The organism is Aquabacterium lacunae, assembly GCF_004310865.1.
GTDB classification, from domain to species: domain Bacteria; phylum Pseudomonadota; class Gammaproteobacteria; order Burkholderiales; family Burkholderiaceae_C; genus Aquabacterium; species Aquabacterium lacunae.
In genome coordinates this window covers 330,072-346,102 of record NZ_SIXI01000005.1, presented here as the reverse complement: position 1 = coordinate 346,102, position 16,031 = coordinate 330,072, and the positions used below count along the sequence as shown (strand labels likewise).

The 16,031-nt window shown below is 69.3% G+C and carries 16 protein-coding genes; 6 read left to right on the top strand and 10 right to left on the bottom strand.

Translation table 11 applies throughout. From position 1 onward, the window contains the following. The first annotated feature begins 2 nt into the window (after window positions 1-2). Entirely contained in the window at window positions 3-596 is a 594-nt protein-coding gene (locus EYS42_RS13600; protein WP_130968727.1) for a YqiA/YcfP family alpha/beta fold hydrolase, read from the top strand. On the opposite strand, the gene EYS42_RS13595 is transcribed toward EYS42_RS13600, so the two are convergent. The 10 genes from EYS42_RS13595 to gspG form a co-directional block, all read right to left on the bottom strand. Continuing rightward, entirely contained in the window at window positions 544-1,020 is a 477-nt protein-coding gene (locus EYS42_RS13595; RefSeq protein WP_130968726.1) for a type II secretion system protein, read from the bottom strand. The two genes, EYS42_RS13600 and EYS42_RS13595, sit on opposite strands and share 53 nt — an antisense overlap. After that, entirely contained in the window at window positions 1,020-1,400 is a 381-nt protein-coding gene (locus EYS42_RS13590; protein ID WP_130968725.1) for a type II secretion system protein, read from the bottom strand. The genes EYS42_RS13595 and EYS42_RS13590 overlap by 1 nt, the downstream gene beginning before the upstream one ends. 3 nt (window positions 1,401-1,403) lie before the next feature. Next, window positions 1,404-1,883 (bottom strand): type II secretion system protein, encoded by a 480-nt coding sequence (locus tag EYS42_RS13585; RefSeq protein ID WP_130968724.1) that lies wholly within the window; start codon window positions 1,881-1,883, stop codon window positions 1,404-1,406. Next, window positions 1,883-4,081 carry a secretin GspD/PilQ domain-containing protein gene (locus EYS42_RS13580; RefSeq protein ID WP_130968723.1) on the bottom strand — a complete coding sequence of 733 codons (2,199 nt, stop codon included), beginning with the start codon at window positions 4,079-4,081 and terminating at the stop codon, window positions 1,883-1,885. Before EYS42_RS13580 ends, EYS42_RS13585 begins: the two co-directional genes overlap by 1 nt. A gap of 116 nt (window positions 4,082-4,197) precedes the next feature. Then, a complete protein-coding gene (locus EYS42_RS13575) occupies window positions 4,198-4,785 on the bottom strand; it encodes a hypothetical protein (RefSeq protein WP_130968722.1) in 588 nt (195 codons plus the stop codon). Then, the gene (locus EYS42_RS13570) at window positions 4,782-5,456 is read right to left on the bottom strand and encodes a hypothetical protein (protein ID WP_130968721.1); all 675 of its coding nucleotides are present in this window, start codon (window positions 5,454-5,456) and stop codon (window positions 4,782-4,784) included. Before EYS42_RS13570 ends, EYS42_RS13575 begins: the two co-directional genes overlap by 4 nt. Continuing rightward, window positions 5,453-6,862, bottom strand: coding sequence for a hypothetical protein (locus EYS42_RS13565; RefSeq protein ID WP_130968720.1), 1,410 nt, complete (start codon window positions 6,860-6,862; stop codon window positions 5,453-5,455). The genes EYS42_RS13570 and EYS42_RS13565 overlap by 4 nt, the downstream gene beginning before the upstream one ends. A 16-nt stretch (window positions 6,863-6,878) precedes the next feature. Continuing rightward, entirely contained in the window at window positions 6,879-8,447 is a 1,569-nt protein-coding gene (locus tag EYS42_RS13560; protein ID WP_130968719.1) for a GspE/PulE family protein, read from the bottom strand. 4 nt (window positions 8,448-8,451) lie between these two features. After that, entirely contained in the window at window positions 8,452-9,711 is a 1,260-nt protein-coding gene (locus EYS42_RS13555; protein WP_130968718.1) for a type II secretion system F family protein, read from the bottom strand. 2 nt (window positions 9,712-9,713) lie between these two features. Continuing rightward, window positions 9,714-10,157 (bottom strand): type II secretion system major pseudopilin GspG, encoded by a 444-nt coding sequence (gene gspG, locus EYS42_RS13550; RefSeq protein ID WP_130968717.1) that lies wholly within the window; start codon window positions 10,155-10,157, stop codon window positions 9,714-9,716. A 202-nt stretch (window positions 10,158-10,359) separates the two neighbouring features. On the opposite strand from gspG, the gene EYS42_RS13545 reads away from it, so the two are divergent. The 5 genes from EYS42_RS13545 to EYS42_RS13525 all read left to right on the top strand — a co-directional run bounded on the left by EYS42_RS13545 (window position 10,360) and on the right by EYS42_RS13525 (window position 16,018). Beyond that, window positions 10,360-12,417 carry a ribonuclease catalytic domain-containing protein gene (locus EYS42_RS13545; RefSeq protein WP_130968716.1) on the top strand — a complete coding sequence of 686 codons (2,058 nt, stop codon included), beginning with the start codon at window positions 10,360-10,362 and terminating at the stop codon, window positions 12,415-12,417. 81 nt (window positions 12,418-12,498) lie between these two features. After that, on the top strand, window positions 12,499-13,350 hold the full coding sequence (locus tag EYS42_RS13540; RefSeq protein ID WP_245503641.1) for an energy transducer TonB: 852 nt from the start codon (window positions 12,499-12,501) through the stop codon (window positions 13,348-13,350). Between the two features lie 22 nt (window positions 13,351-13,372). After that, window positions 13,373-14,230 (top strand): shikimate dehydrogenase, encoded by an 858-nt coding sequence (aroE, locus tag EYS42_RS13535; RefSeq protein ID WP_130968714.1) that lies wholly within the window; start codon window positions 13,373-13,375, stop codon window positions 14,228-14,230. A 3-nt stretch (window positions 14,231-14,233) separates the two neighbouring features. Continuing rightward, window positions 14,234-15,031: a transglycosylase domain-containing protein gene (locus EYS42_RS13530; RefSeq protein WP_130968713.1), complete on the top strand. Its 798-nt coding sequence runs from the start codon at window positions 14,234-14,236 to the stop codon at window positions 15,029-15,031. Window positions 15,032-15,055: 24 nt separating this feature from the next. Beyond that, a complete protein-coding gene (locus EYS42_RS13525; RefSeq protein WP_130968712.1) occupies window positions 15,056-16,018 on the top strand; it encodes an AraC family transcriptional regulator in 963 nt (320 codons plus the stop codon). The last annotated feature ends 13 nt before the right edge of the window (window positions 16,019-16,031 follow it).

The window sequence follows — 16,031 nt, the reverse complement described above, 5'->3', positions numbered from 1 at the left end:
TCATGACACCAGCCACCCACCTGCTGTATCTGCACGGCTTTCGGTCATCGCCCGCTTCGACCAAGGCGCAGCGCATGGCCCGTCATGTGGCCGAGCGTGCGGCACAGGGTCGCCAGATCACCTGGGCCTGCCCGCAGCTGCCCCCTTCGCCACGCGAGGCATGGGCCCTGATGCAGACGGTGGTGCAGCATTGGCCCGCCGAAACCACGGCCATCGTGGGCTCGTCGCTGGGCGGCTTTTATGCCACCGCACTGGCGCAAGACCTGGGCTGTCGCGCAGCCTTCATCAACCCGGCGGTGGCGCCAGCCCGTGACCTGGCGCGTTACATCGGCGAGCAAACCAGCTTTCACGACCCCGAAGACCGCTTCTTTTTCCAGCCAGCCTTCATCGAGGAATTCAAGGCGCTCGCGCCCTACCCCGTGCAGCCGCCTGCGCACTGGTGGCTGCTGGTGGCGCAGGGCGACGAGGTGCTGGACTGGCAGGAGATGGTGGCGGCCTACCCGGGTTGCGCCATGAAGGTGCTGCCAGGCAGCGACCATGCCGTCAGCGATTTCGAGGACCACTTGCCGGCACTGGTTCAGGCGCTGGGCTTGTGAGGGCGCCGTCTGGCATGAACACCCAATCCCGGTAGCGCTGTACGCCCACCGGGGGGGCCCAGGGCCGCGTGAGCGATGGGCTGAAAACGCCAACGATGCGGTCGCCCTCTTTCTGAAGGCCCCAAGGCCCGCGCGTGATGGGGTCACGCCCCACCTGACGCAGGTGGCGCAGGCGCTGTCCGCTGCGGGTGTCGTCCAGCAGTTCATCCAGCTGGCGGGGCGCTGTGGGCTGTCCGGGCGGTGTGGCGCGGGCGTAGCGCTGCAAGGCCTGGGTGATCTGTCCCGCGCGAAATACCAGATCGGCCTCGGCCTCGCGACGGGCCTGCGTGAGCCACTGCGTCCCCAGGGCCGACAGCATCACCCCGCTGACAGCCACCCAGCCCAGCAGCAGCAGGTAACTGAACCCCGACTGTCGACGTCTCATCACCAGCCGGCGTAAGGGCTGCCGTCCAGCCCACGGCCTGTGGCGCCGCTGCGCACATCGGCGGCTGCGCCTGGCAAGCCGCTGTCTGGGCGCGGGGGCAAGGTCATCCAGCTGTCGCGGGTGCCTGTGAAGGGGTCTTCCGGCACCTGGCGCAGATAGCCGGCCGCCACCAGGGCGTCCAGCGTGTCCGGGTAACGCCCCTTGTCGGCCGCGTACTTATCGAGCGCATCGCGCATCACGTTCAGGGAGGTGCGCAGGCTGGCCTCGCGGGCCCGCTCGACCTGCCGGTGGTAACGGGGGGCCACCAAGGTGGCCAGCAGGCCAATGATGGCCAGCACCACGATCAGCTCGATGAGGGTGAAGCCCCGCGTGCGCACCATGGCTCACCAGCCTTTCAATGGCGTGCCGTCCAGGCCCATGGCCTCGGAGCGTGAACGCACGTCGAACACATCGGCACCCGGCGCTGGCGCGTCGGGCGGGCTGGCATAACTGCGCAAGGCCCAGGTGTCGACCGGGGCCAGCGTGGGGTCGGCAAAGGGATCCCGGGGCAGGCTGCGCAAAAAGTAGATGCGGCGCTTGCGGGGGCTGCTCACATCTGGCACCCCCTGCACCAGGTGATGCAGGCTGGGCGGGTAGCCACTGTCATTGGGCTTGCGCTCGATGCGGCCTTCTTCCCAGGCCTGGTGGTAGGCGTCGATGGCTGCACGCACGGTGCGCAGGTTCTGGCGCAATTCAGCCTCTTGGGCACGCCGCTTGTTCAGGGCGAGCAGCGGCATGGCGGCGCTGGCCAGGATGCCCACGATCATCAGCACCACCACCATCTCGATGAGGGTGAAGCCGGGTCGACGGGTGGGCATGCGCATCAACGGCCTCCGTCCTGGGGGGTGGCAGGCTCAGGCTCGGTGGTGCGCTCGGCAGGCTCCGGCAGGGGCTCGGCCGAGCCCTGCGGCATGGCCTGCGGGTCGAACACCATGAAGGTGAACTGCTCGCCGGTGCTGCTGCCAATGGTGACCGGGCCCGCTGGGGTGCCGGGCCTGACCGTGAAGGCCACCGCCTGACGGCCTCGTGGTGGCACGGTCAGGGGGCCAGCGCCCAGGCCTGTGGCTGCGCTGCCCTCGGGCGTCAGCAGCACCGACGGGTCGTACTGCAAGGTCACGACCACCGGGGTGTCGCTGCGGTTGTTGAGCCCCAGGGTGAAGCCGCCACCGGCCTGCACCTGCTCGGGGCCGCTGAACAGGCCAGCCTCCACAGGCCCCATGCCTTTGCCAGATGCTGCTGCCCGAGGTGCCCCTGCGGTGGCTGCCCCGGCGCCCGACGGGCTGCCGCCCACCTGGCCCTTGCCGAGTTGCCAGGGTGCAGCACCTGGCTGGCTTTCGGTGCCCGAAGGCATGGGGGAGACCGGCAAGCTTTGCTGGTGCAGGTTGCGCACCACACGCGGCGTGATCAACAGCACCACCTCGGTCTTCTTCTGTGCGTCCTTGCGCGAGCCGAACAGGCGCCCCACCACGGGCGTCTCGTTCACATAGGGCAAGCCAGCACCGCTGCGGCTTTCGGTGTCGTTGATCAGGCCAGCCAGCACCTGGGTTTCACCATCACGCAGGCGCAGCGAGGTGCTGGCCTGGCGGGTGCCGATCTGGTAGGCCGTGGAGCCCGAGGGCCCCATCACCGTGCTGGTGATGCTGCTGACCTCCAGCCCCACCTTGATGGTCACTTCGTCATCGAGCTGCACCATGGGCTCGAGCTCGAGCTTCAACCCCACATCCTGGTAGCTGACCGATGCCGACACGCCCACGTTGGCGGTGGCGGTGGTGGTGAACACTGGCACCTTCTCGCCCAGCAGGATGCGGGCCTTCTCGCGGTTGCGAGCCCGGATGCGCGGGTTGGCCAGCAGGTTGGAAGCGTCCACACTGCTGCGCAGACGTGCCACCGACAAGGGGTTGGGCACGCTCACGCGCAAGCCTTCGGCACTGGTCAGGGCGGTGGCCGCGTTGGCGCCTGGCAGGCCGTAGGTGTACTCGCCAGGCCATGACAGGCCCAGGTCCATCTCGCGGCTGCTGGACACCTCCATCACTTCCAGCTCGAGCATCACCTCGGGGTCGGGCAGGTCCACACTGGCCACAAGCCGCTCGACCAGCCGGATGACCTCGGGGGTGTCACGCACCACCACCAGGTTCAGGCGCTCGTCGACATGGATGTCGCGGCTTTTGGCCATGGTGCGGATCAATGACTGCACCTGCTTGGGGTCGGCACTGGTGAGGTAGAAGCTGCGGGTGACGGTGTCCAGCAGTTCACGCTGCTTTTGCGGTGTGCCTGGAAAGACCAGCACCGTGCGCTCGTTGAGCAGCTTGTGGCCCAGCTGCTGCGTGCTCAGGATGACGCGCAGCGCCTCGTGCACCTGGGTGTCCCGCAGGAACAGCGTGACCTTGGCTTCGGCGCGCACGTCCTTGTCGAAGACAAAGTTCAGGCCAGCGGCACGGGCCAGGGTTTCGAACACGGTGCGCAGGGTGGCCTCCCGGAACTCGAGCGTGATGGGCCGGTCGGCCGCAGCCAGCACCAGGGCACTGCGCTGGCGTGTGGACGCCTGTCGTTGCTCGTCGATCAGGGCCAGTTCACGGCGGGCCTGCTGATGCGCGGGCTCATCGGCCAGCACGGCACGCCAGGCAGCCTCGGTGGCGGCCATGTCTTGCCGCTGCTGTGCGCGCTGGGCTTCCTGCACCAGCCGCTGGATGCGATCGCGGCGCGCAATGTCCTGGCGCAGGCCCTGCGTGCGGGGGTGCTGAGGGGCGGCCACCTCCAGGCGCGCAAGCACCTGCTGCAGAGCGCCCCACTGACCGGCCGCACGGGCCAGGTCGGCCTCGTACAGCAGCGCGGCCACCGTGGTCTCACGCTGTTTGGCCAGGGCCGCGGTGAGGCGGGTGTCGTCCGGGGTGGCCTGCTGTGCGCCTTGCAGGCGCTGCAAGGCGACTTCATGCTGGCCCGACTGGGCCAGACGTTCGGCATCCTGCAAGGCCGTGTGCCCGCAAGCCACCAGCCACAGGGGCGTGATCAGGCACAAGGCCATGGCGCCCAGCCCTCGCACGCATCGGGTGAATCGGCTGAATCGCCCGGGTGGCGACCGGTGGCCAGCATGGCCAGCATGGCCTGCACAAAGGGCGTCCGAAAAAATGGCGGTGTGGTTCATGGGGTCGCAGGCGAACGCGCAGACACCAGCACGGTCTGCTGCAGGGGAAGGTAGGTGAAACTGAGTTGACGCTCGCCCAGCGCATCGAGCCGCCACTGGCCGTCGAGCACCTCGCCGGCGCGCAGCACCCAGGTGCGCTGTGGACCGGCGATCACGGCGCGGGGCATGTCATCCACCACACGGCCCACCCAGGCGTGCGGAAACGCCGGGGCTTGCGGCGCGGTTTGCTCGGGTGCGCGGGCCAGGGGCGCGGGCACTTCGGGGGCCCAGGGGCCCCAGGCAGCGTGGGGCATGTCGAGGGGGCGCTCGGATGTCGTGGTGGCTCGCCGCGTCCATTCGGTGTGCTGAGCCTGCCACCACGCAGGGGAGGCCAGCGCGTCGCGCGGGCCAGATGCCGTGGCCTCCGCAGGCGGCGCCGTGTCAGCCTGCGACGAGACCATTGACGCCGGTGTGAGTCGATCGGGACGCGTGTCTCGGGGTGCCAGCAACTCGTCATCCGGCGTCTGGCCCAACCAGGCAGCCGCTGCAAGCACCAGGGCCAGCACACCCCACAGGGCACGGCCAGGGGCGCGGGAAGCGCTCATGGCCACTCCTTGTGCACCGCGGGCAGGCCCACGGCCTGAGGCGTGTCACGCGAGGTGGTCGGGTCGCGCGTCCAGAGCGACAGGCCCAGACGCAGTTGCCACACGTCGTCATGGGGCTGATCACGCTGCAGGGTGACGGCATCGATGCTGACCGCGGGCTGCGCCAACACATGGGCCATCCACTGCATCTGCTGCGACCAGGGCGCGGTGGTGCTCACACTCAGGCGCCAACGGGACAGACCCGGCAGGGACTTCACGCGTTCGTGCGAGAAACTCACCGGCTCAGACACCGTCTCTGCGGCTGCGCGCAGCAAGCTGGCCTGTCGCGGCCCTGCTTCGCTGGCCGTCGGCAGGGCTTGCCACACCTGCGCCCACAAGGCACTCGGCGTCGCAGGGCCCAGGCCCGGGGCCTCAGACGCGGCACTGTGGCGGGTGTCGGGTGCGGACAGCGTGGTCAGACGCTGCCGCAGCCAATCGTTGTGCGCGGCCAGCTCATCGACCTGCCGGTGCTGTGCAGGCAAGACTCCCCCCCAGACCGCCAATGCCAGGGCACACATGCACAGCCCGATGCGACCAGGCATGCCCAGACGCTGGGCGCCGGTGTGCCAGAGGCGACACCAGGGGCGAACCTGCAATGCCCACCGGTCCCCGAGCAGGCGCAGATCGGTCATCGTGAAACCTCCGGCCAGGGCATCTGCCATTGCCCTTTCAGGGTCAAGACGCCGGCCTGCCCCGGCACCGGTTGGGCCAGGCGTTCGCGCGACAGCCACCGGGCCTGAGGCTCACGGCGCAACCAGGGCGTCAAGGCGTCGTCGTGGGTGGCCCAGCCCGCCAGGGTGATCACGGGCGGCTCGCCCTGTGGCGAGTCCAGCTCACCGAGGTCGAGTTGCCAGTGCGTCCAGCGCGTGTGGGCGGGATCAACCCCGGCGGTGCTTCGGGACAGGCCTTGCATCCAGGGCCAGCCCAGGCGGGCCATCACCGCCTGGGCGGCGACCTGCTGTGCCGCGGGCCAGGGGTCGGCTGGCGCATGCACTGCCTGGGCCGCCTGCACTGGCGGCGAGGCCATGGCACGCGCCAGCCGCAACCGGTGCTCGGCCTGCAACAGCCGCTGCTGCTGAACCTGCAGGGCCTCGTGGCGAGCCTCCAGCGTCTGCCACTGCCACACACCCGCCACAAGGCCCAGCACCCCCATCACCGGCAAGGCCCAGGCCCATGGCGCCATGGGCTGTGCACGGCGTGTGAAATCGAAGGCTTCATCGGCGCGCAGGCGGTGGCACCGCCCGGGTGCCGACTTGCCCCCCCCGGTCCACACGGTCCACCGTCGTTCAGCGGGGGGAGCCCAGGCCACAGGCCCGGCGGCCAGGCCTGCATCGCCTGCGGGCCCCCGCACCGCGACCAGGCGACCGAGATCGCCCCCCGTGCCCGGCTCGGGTTGGGGCGACTGTGGGCCGGGCGAATCACAGGCCACCGGGTCCTGCGGGGCCCACGGCCGACAACTCAGGTGCAGGGCCTCAACGCCGGCAGCATCCCCGCCGGTCTGCACTTGGCGGCGCCATTGCAGCAACCAGCCCGCGTCATGCAGTTGCACAGCGGGCACATCGGCCTCCAGCCAATCGGCCCACCAGGGGCCCACCCACGCCAGGCGCACACGGGCGGCATCGGCCACAGCCCGCAGGTCGGCCAGCAAGGCCCGCGGCAAGGCCACCACCAGCCAAGGCCGCGTCCCCTTCTCGGCCTTCTCGGATGTCTGGGATGTCTGGCCACCCGGCAGCGGCCAGGCTCGCCAGGCCCAGGCTTGCGGCTGGAAGGCAGGGCCCAGGTAATGCGTGGCCTGGGCACAGGCGGCCTGCCAGGCCTGCTCCGGGCCAGCGTGCAAGGGCACCGCCACTTCCCACTGCAGGGACCAGCGGCATGACAGGCCCAGGCTCACCCGCCGCCCTGCATGCGCCACGCACCAGTCGCGCCAGCGCTGCAAGGTGGGTCCGTGCGGGCTGTCGTCCTGCAGCGTGGTGGGCGGGTCATGCGGCGCAGGCCACAGCACCACCGCAGCCGGGCGACGGGCGTGAAGGGCTGCCATCAGGCCGGCGAGCCGTTCATTCGGCCTGGGTGACACGGTCCAGCTCCTCCAGCGTGCTTTCGCCGCGCAGCACACAGGCCAGGCCCGCATGACGCAACAGGCGCGTGCCTTGTTGCAGGGCGTGCGCCTTGATGCGCACCAGCGGTGCACGCGCCACGATCAGGTCACGCAAGGTGTCGTCCATCCAGAGCACCTCGGTGATGGCCTTGCGGCCCGAATAGCCGGTGTGCCGGCACGCCGGGCAACCGCGTGCACGCAGCACCTCGGGCCATCGGCCTTGGGCATCTGCGGTCACCCCCAGGCTTTGCCAACGTGCCGGTGGCACGTCGTCAGGCAGTGCGCAATGGGGGCAGAGCTTGCGCATCAGGCGCTGGGCCACCACGCCATTGAGCGCAGAGACCATGTTGTACAGATCCACCCCCATGTGCATGAAGCGCCCCACCACATCGAAGCTGTTGTTGGCGTGGATGGTGCTGAGCACCAGGTGGCCGGTCAGTGCAGCTTGCGCCGCGATCTGTGCGGTTTCGGCGTCGCGGATCTCGCCCACCATCACGCGGTCGGGGTCGTGGCGCAGCACGCTGCGCAGACCGCGCGCAAAGGTGAGCCCCTTGCGCTCGTTCACCGGGATCTGCACCACCCCCGGCAGCTGGTACTCCACCGGGTCTTCGATGGTGATGATCTTGTCGCGGCCATCGTGGATCTGCTGCACCACGGCGTACAAGGTGGTCGTCTTGCCGCTGCCGGTGGGCCCGGTCACCAGCACCATGCCGTAAGGGCGGGTGGCCAGGTCCAGCAACTGCTGGGCATCGGCTGGCTCGAAACCCAAGGTGGCCAGGCTCATGGCCTGCGCATCGCTGGACAGCCGCGAGCGGTCCAGGATGCGCAGCACCGCATCTTCGCCAAAGCTGGTCGGCATGATGGACAGGCGGAAGTCGACATCGCGCACCCGCGCCTCAGCCCCCCCAGGGGCTGAGGCGGCACCGCTGCGCACGCGCAGCTTGAACCGCCCGTCTTGCGGCAGGCGTCGCTCACCGATGTCGAGCTCGGCCATCACCTTCAGGCGTGAGACCAGCTGCTCGGCCTGCTCGCGGCCTGCCACGCGCCCCACCTCCAGCATGACCCCGTCAATGCGATGGCGGATCACCAGGCCCTGCTCGGTGCTCTCGAGGTGCAGGTCACTGGCCTGGGCCTGCAGGGCGTCGAACAAGGTGGCATCCAACAGGCGAATGACCGGGCTGTCCTGCTGGCTGATGCGGGCCAGAGACAGCTCATGCCGGGGCACTTCGCGGCCCGGGCCGTCGGAGGTGTCGTCGCCCGCCGACGCGTCGGCCACGTCCACCATGCTGCGGGCCTTCAGGCCAGCCTCGGCCTGTAACAGCCACTGCTGCAGGGTCTCGGGGCTCACCTGCACCCATCGGGGCACATGGCCCAGTCGACGGGCCACGGCATCCTGCAAGGCAGAAGCCGCGGGCGCAGGCGCTGCCGCGATCCATTGGCCATCGGCCTGTCGACCAAGCACCACCGACAGGCGTTGTGCGTCGAGCAGGGGCCAGTGCTGCCAGTCGGGTGTGAAGGTCGCGTTCATGCGCTCATCCGATCTGCTCGGCCACCTGGAAGATGGGCAGGTACATCAGCACCACGATGCCGCCGATCAGGCTGCCCATGATCAGCATCAGCACCGGCCCCAGCACCTTGCCCACCCAGGCCGTGAAACGGGCCAGCTCTTCGTCGTAGAACAGGGCGGCGCGCTCGAACATGGCCCCGCTCTCACCGGTCTGCTCGCCCACCCGCACCATGCGCAGCGACACGGGGGTGCACAGGCCCTGGGCCTGCAAGGCCTCCGACAGCCGCTCACCGGCCTGCACCTGCTGCACGGCGCCAGCCAGCCCAGGGCGCAACACCGGGCCCAGCAGCTCACCGGCCGCCTGCAAGGCCGCCACGGCTGGCACGCCCGCCTGCAGCAGCAAGCCCAGCGTGCGGTACAGCGTGGCCAGCTCCAGCAGGCGCAGCCGCTCGCCCACGACCGGCCATTGCCAGGCCCAGGCGGCCGCCCAGGCGCGCAGCAGCGGATGGCGGCAGGCCATCACCACCGCCCCCGCCACCCCCACCAGGCCACCCAGGGTGACCCAGGGGTGCTGGCCCACGGCGCGGCCCACGGCCAGCAGCAGGCTGGACATCCAGGGCAGCTCGCCACCCAGGCCTTCATAGAGCTGGGCAAACCGCGGCACCACGAACACGGTCAGAAAGGCCATCACGAGCAGGCTGGCACCCACCAGGATGGCCGGGTAGATCAAGGCCCCCACCAGTTGCTCGCGCAGGCTGCTCACCCAGGCCAGGTACTGCGCATGCTGCTTCAAAGCCACTGGGGTGTGGCCGGTGCGCTGGCTGGCTTCCACCGACGCCACCAGCAGCTGCCCGAACGCCTGGGGCTGTGCGCGCAGGGCCTGCGCCAGGGTCTGCCCCTGAGAGATGGCCTGCGCCACCTCATGCAGCACCCACGCCACCTGGAGGTCGGCCTCTTTTTCATGCAGGGTGCTCAAGGCCTCGTGCAGGGCGATGCCGGCCTCCAGCAGCACGGCCAGTTCCTGACAGAACAGCCGCACCGGGAAATGCCCGCCCCGGGAACGCACCTCGGTGAAGCCCTGCCTGCCCCCTTCCTGGGCGGTCGGCGTCGGCAAGGCGAGGCCCGCCCGCACGTCCAGCGGGCGCACCCACAGCACATCGGCCGCACGCACGGGGCAGCCCAGCGCCGCGGCCAGGGCCTCGGGCACGGCCTCGCGACTCGGGGCATCGATGGGCATCTGCACAGGGCGACCCTGGGCCATGTGGCGAACGACAAAGCGCGGCATGGTCACCAGCTCGTGATGTCCTGGTTCTCGCCGTCACCGCCTTCTCGGCCGTCCTTGCCCAGCGTGAACAGGTCGAAGTCACCGTGCTGCCCGGGCGATCGGTACTGGTACGGACGGCCCCAGGGGTCGGCTGGCACGGCCTTGCGCAGGTAGGGGCCCCACCAGCGGGGCTCGTCCGATGGGCGGTTGAACAGGGCATCGAGGCCCTGAGCCGAGCTGGGGTAGCGCCCGGTGTCCAGCCGGTACTGGTCGAGCGCCTTGCCCAGCGCGTCGATCTGGGCCGTGGCGGTCTTGACCTCCGACTTGCCGATCTGGGCGAAAAACTTCGGGCCGACATACCCCGCCAGCAGGCCGATGATCACCAGCACGACCAGCAGTTCGAGCAGGGTGAAGCCGCGTGCGGCCGGGCGAATGCCCGAGGAAGAAAGAACCTGAGTGAATGTCATGGTGGGAGACCCGTGAGGCCTCGCATCTTCCCCAGGTGCGCTGACAGCTTTGTGACAGAAGTCTGCCGCCCGACCACCCAGGCCCCGCTGTTCGGTGTGCGCCACTCGGGAGGGCGCCACCGCCACCACCCGCCCCCTCGATTCAGGGGGGCGCCAAAGTGGGACAATGGCAGACTGACCACGACCATTCCCCGCTGATCGCATGTTTGCCCTGTTCGATGACGCTGGCAAGTTCCTCGCCGGCCGCGTGATGTCCGAAGCCGAAAGCTCCCTGCAGGTGGAGCTCGACTCGGGCAAGCGCGTGAAAGTGAAGGCGGCCAACGTGCTGATCCGCTTCGCCAAGCCTGCTCCCGCCGAACTGGTGGCCCAGGCCCTGGCACAAAGTGCCGAGATCGACGCCGACCTGGTGTGGGAAGTGGCGCCCGAAGAAGACTTCGGTTTCGAAGACATCGCCAGCGAATACTTCGGCGACAACCCCTCGAGCGTGCAGCAGGCCGCCATGCTGATGCGCCTGTTCGACACCCCGCACTACTTCCACCGCCGGGGCAAGGGCCGCTTCAAGAAGGCGCCCGAAGACATCCTCAAGCAGGCGCTGGCCGCCATCGAGCGCAAGAAGCAGCAAGCCTTGCAGATCGCGGAATGGGCCCAGGCCCTGGCCGCCGGCCAATGCCCGGCCCCGATCAAGGAACAGCTCTACCGCATCCTGTTCAAGCCCGACAAGAACGGCCCCGAGTACAAGGCCGTGGTCGAGGCGGCCAAGGCCAGCCAGCGCGCACCGCTGGACCTGCTCAAAGATGCCGGCGCCATCGACAGCCCCTACCAGTTCCACTGGCGCCGTTTCCTGTTCGAGCACTTCCCCAAGGGCCCGGGCTTTGCGGCCATGGACGCGCCGCCCATCACCGACGAACTGCCGCTGGCGGCCGTGCAGGCCTTCTCGATCGACGATTCGCAAACCACCGAAATCGACGACGCGCTGTCGGTGCAGGGCCTGGGCACAGGCACCGTCACGTACGGCATCCACATTGCCGCGCCCAGCCTGGCCATTGCGCCGGGCACGCCCATCGACAACGTGGCCCGCGGCCGCATGTCGACCGTGTACATGCCGGGGCACAAGATCACCATGCTGCCCGACGAGGTGGTGCAGCGCTACACCCTGCAGGAAGGCCGCGACTGCCCGGCCGTGTCGCTGTACGTCACCTTCGACGAAACCACGCTGGAACGCAAAGGCGCCGAGACCCGCCTGGAGCGCGTGCCCATTGCCGCCAACCTGCGCCACGACCAGCTCGACCAGGTCATCACCGAAGCCAGCCTGACCGGCCAGGCCCCGGCCGACTACGCTTTTGCCGCCGAACTGGCCTTTGCCTTCCGCCTGGCCAAGGCCCTGAAGGCGCAGCGCGAAGAAGTGCGCGGCAAGCCCGAGAACTTCAACCGCCCCGACTACACCTTCAAGCTGGAAGGCAAGGCCGAGGGTGCCGAGCCGGCAGGCCATGAAACCGTGGTGATCGGCACGCGCCTGCGCGGCGCCCCGCTCGACCTGATCGTGGCCGAAGCCATGATTCTGGCCAACAGCACCTGGGGTGGCTGGCTGGCCGAATGTGGCGTGCCCGGCATCTACCGCAGCCAGGCCAGCCTGCAGCCGGGCATCAAGGTGCGCATGAGCACCAAGGCCTTGCCACACGCCGGCATGGGCGTGGCGCAGTACACCTGGGCCACCTCGCCGCTGCGCCGTTACGTCGACCTGGTCAACCAGTGGCAGATCGTGGCCTGTGCCCGCCATGGCCGTACCGCCGCCCTGGCCGCGCCGTTCAAGCCGAAAGACGCCGAGCTGTTCGCCATCATCTCGAACTTCGATGCGGCCTACAGTGCCTACAACGGCTTCCAGTCGAGCATGGAACGCTACTGGACGCTCAAGCACCTGCAGCAAGCCGGCATCACCGAACTCGACTGCGCGGTCATGGTCAACGGCCTGGTGCGCGCCGACACCCTGCCCCTGGTGTTCAAGGCCCTGGGCTGCGAAGCCCTGCCGCGCCACACCAAGGTGCGCGTGCGCGTCACCGGCATTGACGAGCTCACGCTCGACGTGCATGCCAGCTTGCTGACCCGCCTGGAAGACGGAGCGGGCACCGATGCGGGTGACACCGAGAGTGAAGACGAGGGCGAAGCGCTCGACAATGCAGGGCCGCTGACCCTGGCCATCGACCTGTCGGATTCCGATGGCGATGCACCCGCGGCTGCGCCCTCTTCGGCACCTTCCGCCTGACCGCCAGACTGCCTGACCGCACGTACGCCACCACTTACCCGAACGGCCATGCTCACGCGCCTGTCCACCCACCTCCGGCAGATGTCCTTGCTTCACAAGGCGCTGCTGGGCTCGCTGGTGTTCCACGGGGCCCTGCTGACGGTGCGTTTCGTCGACCCCGAGGGCTTCAATCGGGTCTTCAAGGACACGCCGCTGGAGGTGGTGCTGGTGAACGCCGCCAGCGAGCAAAAGCCCGACAAGGCGCAGGCCCTGGCGCAAGCCAACCTGGCCGGCGGGGGCGATGCCGACACGGGCCGCGCCACCTCGCCGCTGCCCCCGTCGCCGCACAACGAGCTGGGCGATTCGCTGGAATCCACCCGGCGCATGATCGAAGACATGCAGGCCGAGCAGCAGCAACTGCTCAGCCAGGTGCGTGACGAACTGGCCGCGCTGCCGCCCCCGCAACGCCAGCGCCAGAGCAGCAGCGAACAACAGCGCGCCGAAGAAGAACGCCGCCGCCAGCTGACCGAGCTGCTGGCCGAGATCGAAAAGCGCATCCGCGAAGAGAACGCACGCCCCAAGAAACGCTACATCAGCCCGGCCACCATGAAGTCGGACGATGCGCTGTACTACAGCCACTTCCGCACCCGGGTGGAACGTGCCGGCACCGAAGCGTTTCCCATGGCCGAGGGCCGCAAGCTCTATGGCGACCTGGTCATGGAGGTGTGGCTGGACCGGCAGGGCCGTGTGCAGAACGCCATCGTCACGCGCAGCTCGGGCAATGCACGGCTCGACAAGCGGGCCCTGGCCATCGTGCGACAGGCTGGGCCTTTCGGGGCCGTGCCCGACGCCGTGCGTGCAGGCCATGACCTGATCCTGATTTCCTCGCGCTTCCGCTTCACGCGCGATGCCGGTTTCGAGGCCACCACCCAGGCCTCGGCCGATGCGCCCTGACCCCGCCCCCGTTGGAACTGCCATGTCTGTTGACCGCTATGCCGTGGCCGGCAACCCCGTGACCCACAGCCGCTCGCCCGCGATCCACGCCCTGTTTGCCAAGCAGACCGACCAGGCCGTGGACTACGGCCGCCTGCATTGCGAACTCGACGCCTTCAAGCCCACCGTGCAGGCCTTTGCTGCGGCAGGCGCCAAAGGCTGCAACGTGACGGTGCCCTTCAAGTTCGAGGCCTTCGAGCTGGGCGCCCGCCGCACCGAGCGGGCCGAGCTGGCCCAGGCCGCCAACACCCTGCGTTTCGACGCGGACGGCGGCTGGCTGGCCGACAACACCGACGGCGTCGGGCTGGTGCGCGACATCACGGTGAACGCCGGCGTGCCGCTCAAGGGCGCGCGCGTGCTGCTGCTGGGCGCCGGTGGTGCCAGCGCTGGCGTGCTGGGCCCCCTCCTGGCCGAAGGGCCGGCCGAAGTGGTGCTGGCCAACCGCACGGTCGAGAAAGCCGAGGCCATCGTGCAACGCCACGCCGCATGGGCGGCTCGGCACGGCGTGCAACTGCGCGCCAGCGGCCTGGCCCAGCCGGGCACGGCCTTCGACGTGTTCATCAATGGCACGGCGGCCAGCCTGGCGGGCTCGGGCGTGCCCGTGGGCCCCGAGGTGCTGCGCCCCGGCACCCTGGCGCTGGACATGATGTATGGCCCGGCAGCCCAGCCCTTCCTGGACTGGGCTACAGCCCACGGCGCCACGGGCCGTGACGGCCTGGGCATGCTGGTGGAACAGGCCGCCGAAGCCTTTGCCCTGTGGCGCGGCGTGCGTCCGCAGACCGCGCCCGTGCTGCAGGCCCTGCGCGCCCAGCTGGCCGCCGAGTACGCCACACCCCGCTGAGCCATGCGCACACTCGCTCGCATCCTAGTGCTGCTGATGCTTTCGGGCCTGAGCCTGCAGCTGTACTTCGCCGGTCGCATCGCGCTCATGAACGTGGTCGATCCGCAATCGACCACCTTCCAGCGCTCGGAAATGCGCCGGCTGGTGCAGGAGCAAGGCCTGTTCACCTGGTCGCAGCAGTGGCGCCCCGGCGCACAGATCAGCGACAACGCCCGCCGCGCCGTGATCGCCTCGGAAGACGCCGGCTTTGCCGACCACTGGGGTGTGGAATGGGATGCGCTGCAGCAGGCCTGGGAACGCAACCAGCGCGCCGAACAGCGCGTGCAGGCCCAGCAGCAGGCGGCCATGGCCCGCTACCAACGCGCCGTGGAGCGGGCCCAGAAACGAGGGCGTCCGCTGCCTGAGCCGCCCAACGCGCTGAACACCGTGCCCAAGGTGGTGGGCGGCTCGACCATCACACAGCAACTGGCCAAGAACCTGTTCCTGAGCAAGGAACGCAACTTCGTGCGCAAGGGGCAGGAGTTCCTGATCACCTTCATGCTCGAAGGACTGCTCAGCAAGGACCGCATCCTCGACATCTACCTCAACAACGTGGAGTGGGGCGAAGGCGTGTTCGGCATCGAGGCGGCCTCACGGCACTATTTCCGCACCAGCGCCGACCGGCTTGGCCCTTACCAGGCGGCCCGCCTGGCGGTGATGCTGCCCGCCCCGAAAAAGTTCGAGAAGAACCCAGGCTCTGGCTATGTCAGTGGCCGCGCCGGCACGATCGCCGCACGCATGCGGGCGGCCGAGCTACCCTGACCCCAGACCGCTCCCACACACGCCATGGACCCCTTGAGCCTCATCATCGACGACATGCGCTTCGATGGCGTGGTGTTCGTGGGCACGGTGCTGCATGCCCCGTGGTGCCTGCGCCTGCACACGCCCGGCCTGGCAGCTTTCCATGTGGTCACGCAAGGGCAGGCCTGGCTGCACCGCGACGGCCTGGAGGCGGTGCGCGTGCAAACGGGTGACCTGGTGGTGCTGCCAGCCGGTCAGGCCCACCACATCAGCGACAGTGCCGTGCTGCCGCGGGGGCCCGACGCACTGCTGGCAGACGACCTGGCCCCTCACCTGGCCCCTGGCCTGTGGACCCAGCGCGTGCTGCCAGGCGAAGGCCCGGCCACCACCCTGGTCAGTGGCCACGCCCGGTTTGACGTGCACATGGCCGCCCCGCTGGTGCAGGCCTTGCCACCCCTCATGCACATCCGGGGCATGGGGGAAGCGCCACCGCTGTGGCTGGCGATTGGTCTGCAGTTCCTGCAGCAGGAAATGGCCACAGCGCGGCCAGGACAGCAGGCCATCATCAACCGCCTGGGCGACATCCTGTTCATGGAATGCCTGCGCGACCATGTCAGCGCCCTGCCTGAACGCTCGGGCAACTGGCTGTCGGCCCTGAAAGACCGTGCCTTGTCGGCGGCGCTGGCCTGCATGCACCAGAACCCGGCCCACAACTGGAGCGTGCCCGAACTGGCGCAGCAGGCCTGCCTGTCTCGCTCGGCCTTTGCAGAGCGGTTCGGCCAGGTGCTGGGCGAACCGCCGCTGACCTACCTCACACGCCACCGCATGCGCCTGGCGGCGCGCCAGCTGGTCAGCAGCACGCTGCCGGTCAGCCGCGTGGCCACGCAGGTGGGCTACGCCTCAGAGGCCGCTTTCAGCCAGGCGTTCAAACGGGAGTATGGGCTGTCACCCAGTGCCTGGCGGCAGCAAAAAGCACGAAGCCCGGGCAATGCCCAGGCCTCGACGTGAACCGCAGGGCAGG